We start from the raw sequence: 4,622 nt of genomic DNA, 5'->3' as shown, positions 1-4,622 counted from the left end.
GGTGGCCCGCCGTACGGGGGACGTGCCGACGGGCCGTAGGGGCTCGCCGGCGGGCCGGTGGAGGGACTCGGGCCGCCGGCGTCCGGGCTCGCCCACGCGGCGCCCTGGCCACCGGACGGTGCGGTCCCGCTCCGGGAATCCGCACCGCCTGAATGCGGCGTTTCCGATTCGCCCTTTTCTCCGCCGCTCATACCTGGACACTCCGCACTTTCAGCTAATGAGAGTCCAGGTAAGTATGCTCCCGGCAATTCGCCAGGAATACCCGTCCGTCAGTCGATGCGCCAGGTGTCGCCGCTGGCGAGCAGGCCGACGAGGTCGCCGGGGCCCTGCTGGGCGACCGCCTCGTCGAGCTGCTCGCGCATGAGCTGGTCGTACGTCGGCCGCTCGACCTGACGGAAGATGCCGATCGGGGTGTGCTCGAACGTCGGCGAGTCGAGCCGGGACAGCGAGAACGCCAGCGACGGGTCGTCGGCCTTCGCGTCGTGTACCAGGACGTCCGGCGCGTCGGCGGAGACGACCTCGATCGCGCCCGACGGCGTGCGGCGCAGTGCCTTGTCACGATCGGCGCCGAACACGATCGGCTCGCCGTGCTCCAGCCGCACCGTCACGTCGTCGCGCCGGGCGGGGTCCTTCAGCGGCAGGAACGCGTCGTCGTTGAAGATGTTGCAGTTCTGGTAGATCTCCACCAGCGCCGTGCCGTTGTGCTGAGCCGCCGCGCGCAGCACCGACTGCAGGTGTTTGCGGTCGGAGTCGATCGTGCGGGCCACGAACGAGGCCTCGGCGCCGATCGCCAGCGAGATCGGGTTGAACGGCGAGTCCAGCGACCCCATCGGCGTCGACTTGGTGATCTTGCCGACCTCCGAGGTCGGAGAGTACTGGCCCTTGGTCAGCCCGTAGATCCGGTTGTTGAACAGCAGGATCTTGAGGTTGACGTTGCGTCGCAGCGAGTGGATCAGGTGGTTGCCGCCGATGGACAGCGCGTCGCCGTCACCGGTCACCACCCACACCGACAGGTCGGGCCGCGACGAGGCGAGACCGGTCGCGATCGCCGGAGCGCGGCCGTGGATCGAGTGGAACCCGTAGGTGTTCATGTAGTACGGGAACCGCGAGGAGCAGCCGATGCCCGAGACGAACACGACGTTCTCCCGGCGGAGCCCCAGCTCGGGCAGGAAGCCCTGCACGGCGGCGAGGATCGCGTAGTCACCGCAGCCCGGGCACCAGCGGACCTCCTGGTCGGTCTTGAAGTCCTTGGCCGTCTGCCGCTCGGGGTCCTTGGGGACGAGGGCCAGAGGATCAGTCATGAGTCGATCACATCCTGCAACACTGTCTGGAGTTCCTCGGCCTTGAAGGGCAGGCCGCGTACGCGGTTGTAGCCGATCACGTCGACGAGGTAACGGCCGCGCAGCAGCAGTGCCAGCTGGCCGAGGTTGATCTCCGGGACCACGACCTTGTCGTAGGACCGGAGCACTTCTTCGATGTTGGCCGGGAAGGGATTGAGGTGCCGCAGGTGGGCCTGGGCGATCTGCCCGCCGGCGGCACGGACGCGGCGCACCGCCGCGGTGATCGCGCCGTACGTGCCGCCCCAGCCGAGCACCAGCACCCGGGCGGCGCCCGACGGGTCGTCGACGGCCAGCGGCGGGATGTCGCGGGCGATGCCGTCGATCTTCGCCTGGCGCAGCCGGACCATGAGGTCGTGGTTGGCCGGATCGTAGGAGATGTTGCCGCTGCCGTCGGCCTTCTCGATGCCGCCGATGCGGTGTTCGAGGCCGGCGGTGCCCGGGATCGCCCACGGCCGGGCGAGCGTGTCGGGGTCGCGCTTGAACGGCTGGAACTCCTCGCCCTCCACGGCCTCGGCGAAACCGGGCGTGATCTCGGGCAGGGACTCGACGTCGGGGATCTGCCACGGCTCGGAGCCGTTCGCCAGGTAACCGTCGGACAGCACGATGACCGGCGTGCGGTACTTCACCGCGATGCGCGCCGCCTCCAGGCCGATCGCGAAGCAGTCCGACGGCGTGCACGGCGCGACGACCGGCACCGGCGCCTCGCCGTTGCGGCCGTACATCGCCTGGAGCAGGTCGGCCTGCTCGGTCTTGGTCGGCATGCCGGTGGACGGCCCGGCCCGCTGCACGTCGATCACGATCAGCGGCAGTTCCGTGGCGACGCCCAGGGCGACCGTCTCGCTCTTGAGCGAGATGCCGGGCCCGGAGGTGGTCGTGACGCCCAGCGACCCGCCGAAGGACGCGCCGAGCGCGGCGCCGACGGCCGCGATCTCGTCCTCGGCCTGGAACGTGCGGACGCCGAACCGCTTGTGCTTGGACAGCTCGTGCAGGATGTCGGACGCCGGCGTGATGGGGTACGAGCCGAGGAACACCGGCAGCCCCGACCGGCTGCCGGCGGCGACCAGGCCGTACGCCAGCGCCATGTTGCCGGAGATGTTGCGGTAGAGCCCCGGCGGCAGCGTCGCCGGCTTGATCTCGTACGACACCGAGAAGGACTCGGTGGTCTCGCCGTAGCTCCAGCCGGCCTGGAAGGCCGCGATGTTGGCCTTCATGATCTCGGGCTTCTTGGCGAACTTCAGCTCCAGGAAGCGTACGGTCGCGTCCGTCGGCCGGTGGTAGAGCCAGGACAACAGCCCGAGGGCGAACATGTTCTTGGCCCGCTCGGCGTCCTTCTTGGAGATGTCGAAGTCCTCGAGCGCCTTGACGGTCATCGACGTCAACGGCAGCGAGTGCACGCGGTATTCGTCCAGCGACCCGTCTTCGAGCGGGCTCTCGGCGTACCCGACCTTCGTCAGCGCCCGCTTGGTGAACTCATCGGTGTTGACGATGAGGTCGGCACCGCGCGGCAGGTCGGCGACATTGGCCTTGAGGGCCGCCGGGTTCATCGCGACGAGAACGTTGGGGGCGTCGCCCGGGGTGACGATGTCGTGGTCGGCGAAGTGCAGCTGGAAGCTGGACACACCCGGCAGGGTGCCGGCCGGCGCACGGATCTCGGCGGGAAAGTTGGGAAGCGTCGACAGGTCGTTGCCGAAGGCTGCGGTCTCCTGCGTGAAGCGGTCGCCGGTCAGCTGCATTCCGTCGCCGGAGTCACCCGCGAAGCGGATGATGACACGATCGAGTTGTTGGACCTGCTTGGTCACGGAGCAAGACCTCCTCGACGAGCAGCGCCTCTGCGGTGGAAGGGGTCCGTTTCCGAAGCGCTACTTAGGCTTACCTTCATGCTACGTCCCGGGTGCGATGGTCGGTCCCGTCTGCGCGGGCTGCCGGGCGCGAGCCAGGAGAGACCGCGCAGCTCCGTACTCCGCCCCGTGCCCATCGAGTCGGTTCCCCGCGGCGGCGGGACGCAAGCATGCCGGGCGCGGATCTAGGGGGTCGGCGGCAAAGATCAGGGGTCACGTGCGGAACTATAGGTCGCGGCGCCGAAGCGTCACGTGACCGGGCGTCGGCCCGACCCGGCCGTGGGGGCCGGGCCGGGGCGTCGGCTCAGCTGCCCTGCTGCTCCTGCTGCAGCTTGGTGAGCAGCCCGTTCACGTCGCTGCTGGAGTTCACCGTCGCGTCGAAGGTCGAGCTGGCGTGGATGGTGAAGCGGCCGTTGTGTGACCGGTACCACGACGTCCACTTGCTGCCACTGGTGCGGCATGTGATCGATGTCTCGTGGCTCGGCGTGGTCGTGCCCGTGCCCTTACACGTCGAGACGGTCGGTCCGTCACCCCAGAACCGGGCGTTCATCGTGATGTGCACCGAAGCGTCCGAGGTGCCGGTCGAGGAGGGCATCACGCTGCCGTGCACGGTGCAGCCCGACTCGGTGCAGCTGCCGAACTGGATCTTGCCCATCGGCAGCATGGTGATCGAGGGGTCGTAGGCGTCCTTGAGGTTCTGCACGTCGTTCCGGAGTGCGGAGAAGACCGGCGACATGGCGGCCGAGCCCTGCAGCGGCTTCACGTCCAGGGTGTAGGACTCGCTGCCGGAGGTGCCCTCGATGCGCAGCAGACGGTGCGGACTGCTCTTGGAGATGTAGTAGGTCGTCTCGCCGACCGTCATCTTGATCGCCGGGGTGCTGCCCGCCGGGGTGTTGACGGCCTGCGGGTCGTTCCCCGCCTGCTGGAGGACCTGCGACAGCTTGGCCGGTGAGAAGTCGGCCAGCTTCAGGTCGTTCGCGGAGTCGGGGGCCTTGGCCCACTTGCCGTCCGCCTTGTCGGCCTCGGAGGAGGACTGGCCCGCGGCGCTCCAGTAGCTGGAGTCGGCCTTGATGTAGGTCGTGCCGGCGATGTCGACGCGGGAGACCGGCGAGCCGTGGCTGTTGTAGCTGCCCCGGGCGCTGCCGGCCTTGGTCACCGAGAACGCCGCCTGGTTGCCGCCGTACGTGCCGGTGTAGTTCGCGCCCCCCGCCGAGCCGAGGGCGCGTCCGGCCTCCGCGGCCGCCTTGCCGGAGGTCTTCTTCGGGTCGTCACCGGATCCGCTGCTGACGGCGACCACGACGACCACGATCACGATGAGGGCGAGCACACCGGCGCCGATCGCCAGGAAGACCCCGGCGCCGCCCTTCTTGGCCGGCGGGGGCGGCGGGCCGAAGCCGTACGGCTGGCCCGGGCCTCCCCACGGGGGCGGGCCGCCCGGGCCGCC

The 4,622-nt window shown here is 69.5% G+C and carries 2 protein-coding genes and 1 pseudogene; all 3 read right to left on the bottom strand.

From position 1 onward, the window contains the following. Positions 1-269 precede the first annotated feature (269 nt). Positions 270-1,301 carry a 2-oxoacid:ferredoxin oxidoreductase subunit beta gene (locus ACFFNX_RS42915; RefSeq protein ID WP_378212000.1) on the bottom strand — a complete coding sequence of 344 codons (1,032 nt, stop codon included), beginning with the start codon at positions 1,299-1,301 and terminating at the stop codon, positions 270-272. Further along, positions 1,298-3,139, bottom strand: coding sequence for a 2-oxoacid:acceptor oxidoreductase subunit alpha (locus tag ACFFNX_RS42910; protein WP_378211999.1), 1,842 nt, complete (start codon positions 3,137-3,139; stop codon positions 1,298-1,300). The genes ACFFNX_RS42915 and ACFFNX_RS42910 overlap by 4 nt, the downstream gene beginning before the upstream one ends. A gap of 343 nt (positions 3,140-3,482) precedes the next feature. Beyond that, a pseudogene (locus ACFFNX_RS42905) lies at positions 3,483-4,622 on the bottom strand (hypothetical protein); the annotation flags it as partial.

Source organism: Actinoallomurus acaciae (genome assembly GCF_042429965.1).
GTDB classification, from domain to species: Bacteria; Actinomycetota; Actinomycetes; order Streptosporangiales; family Streptosporangiaceae; genus Actinoallomurus; species Actinoallomurus acaciae.
The sequence above is the reverse complement of the archived record's forward strand: the minus strand, read 5'-3'. Positions and strand labels throughout refer to the sequence as shown.

Bases quoted from the DNA above. Each gene is read 5' to 3' on its own strand.
- ACFFNX_RS42915 (WP_378212000.1), bottom strand. From the start codon at position 1,301: ATGACTGATCCTCTGGCCCTCGTCCCCAAGGACCCCGAGCGGCAGACG.